Here is a 2,308-nt window from a genome sequence, read left to right on the forward strand (position 1 = left end):
GCTGAATATACTTTCTAGCAATCCTGCTTATCGGGATCTGGTGCATCAGTATGCATTACCTGTTGTTCCTTTTCTCTTTCTAGCTGTTATCGAAAACGCGAAAGCAGTCCCCTTTTGGTTTTGCCCCGTCAAAAGCAGAAAAGCAGCGCTAGCCTGGTCTTTGCTGGCTTTTTTAGCCCTGGCAAAATACCCCTTTTTCGGCTCCATCTATCTTCAGTCTCTTGACACTTGGCAGGCCACTCGCGAGGCCCTTGCCCACATCACCACCCAAGGGGGTGTCCTTACCACCCACGAGATTAGCCCCCACCTCACCCACCGGCAAGTTATCTACTTTACTGATGAGAGCCACTTCAAGGGATCTCCCCCCCAACAATGGGATCCCTTTGACTACGTTTTGCTTAACAGTCGCCATCCGGGGTGGCGCAGCAGCCCAGAGTTCTCCCAAACCCTGCTTGCCGCTTTACAAAAAGAAACCTCGTTTCAGCTTCTCTACCATCGCGATGGGGTGTATTTGTTCTCTAGGATACGACAAGAACCCTAAGCCTAGCCGGAACAAGTCAAAGACAAAGATCAGAAAGCAAAATTCCCTGTAGTTCAACAATTTGTTAAGAAATCATTAGCTCAACCTAAAGAAATTCTTCATATCGATGAAGCTTAACCTAGTCTTGGCCTCTTCTTAACTTCTAGGTACTAGTTTTGGAGCGCCTATCCCAATGCGTGAAGTCAGTAACGCAGGGAATCGACAAGACAAGAGAAGGGGAGAACTCAACGTGAATAATCCGCAGGGTTCTAGGCTTCGTCATGGGGACGAGCCTCTGTGCAATCATTCGCCCAACCCCACCTTTAGCAGCATCCTAGAAGCCCGCCTGCAGCGGCGCCAAGTGTTGCAGGGGGGCATTGCCGCAGCAGTGGCCACCTTTTTTGGCCTGCCGGCGCTCAACAACGCCAGTAAGTCGGCCAAAGCGGCCAGCGGCAGTGCCTTGCTGGGTTTCAAGGCAATCCCCGTGAGCGCAGAAGACAAAGTGGTGGTGCCGGAAGGCTACACTGCCCGACCGCTGCTGGCCTGGGGTATCCCCATCACCGGCACCTACCCTGAGTTTAAGCTGGAGAACACCGGCGCCGAGCAGGGGATGCAGGTGGGCAGCCACCACGACGGTATGCACTTCTTCCCCATTGAGGGGAAGGATCCCTGGCAGGGCAGCTCCACCGAGGGCCTGTTGGTGATCAACCACGAGTACGTGGAGCCGCGCTTTATGCATGCCGCCGCCAAAGGACAACAGCTCAACGATGAGGGGTATCCGGTCAACCCCGACGGTAGCCGCGATCCCGACCAGGTGCTCAAGGAGCTGAACGCCCACGGGGTGAGCATTGTCCACATCAAGCGGGAGGCGGACGGTAACTGGACTGTGGTGCGGGATCGCCTCAACCGCCGCATCACCGGCCTCACCCTCATGGAGATCCAGGGCCCGGTACGGGGGTCTGACTTCGTCAAGACCAAGTTCAGCCCCGATGGCACGATGACACGGGGCACCTTAAACAACTGCGCCCACGGGGTTACTCCCTGGAACACCTACCTCACCTGCGAGGAGAATTGGGCCGGCTACTTCGTTAACACCAGCAAAGGGCCGGATCAAAAGCCCAACCTGCCCCGCGAACACAAGCGCTATGGCGTGAGCACCGAGACCTCCCGCTACGGCTGGGAGCTGGCTAGCAACAAGGCCGACGAGTTCATCCGCTTCAACGCCACCCCCACCGCTGCCGATGCCACCCAGGACTACCGCAACGAGCCCAACACCTTTGGCTGGGTGGTGGAGATCGATCCCTTTGATCCCAGCAGCAGGCCTAAGAAGCGCACAGCTCTGGGCCGCTTTGCCCATGAGGGCGTGGTGTTCCAGCCGCCGGTGGAAGGACAGCCGATTGTGCTCTACATGGGGGACGATGCCCGCTTTGAGTACATCTACAAGTACGTCTCGGCGGAGCCCTACCGCAAGGAGACGGCAGGCGGCCACCTGCTGGACAACGGCACGCTGTATGTGGCCAAGTTCAACGAAGACGGCACAGGGGAGTGGATCCCGCTGCTGTTTGGGCAAAACGGCCTCACCCCCGAGAATGGCTTCACCAGCCAGGCGGATGTACTGGTGAACACCCGCACCGCGGCAGACTTCGTCGGCGCCACCAAGATGGATCGGCCCGAATGGGGAGCAGTGGATCCCAAGACTCGTATGGTCTACTTCACCCTAACCAACAACAGCAAGCGGGAACAAGACCAGGTGAATGCCGCCAACCCTCGTCCCAAAAACCAGTGGGG

At 57.2% G+C, this 2,308-nt stretch carries 2 protein-coding genes; both read left to right on the plus strand.

Annotation, left to right across the window (positions count from 1 at the left end; translation table 11 throughout):
- The coding region (locus NW863_RS08995; RefSeq protein WP_414365869.1) for a DUF2079 domain-containing protein at positions 1 to 541 on the plus strand (541 nt) is incomplete at its 5' end.
- A gap of 229 nt (positions 542 to 770) precedes the next feature.
- Positions 771 to 2,308: PhoX family protein (locus tag NW863_RS09000; RefSeq protein WP_414365870.1), on the plus strand; the 1,538-nt coding region annotated here is incomplete at its 3' end.

Origin of the sequence: Synechococcus sp. B60.1 (assembly GCF_047462555.1) — a bacterium.
In the GTDB taxonomy this organism is placed as follows: Bacteria; Cyanobacteriota; Cyanobacteriia; order Thermostichales; family Thermostichaceae; genus Thermostichus.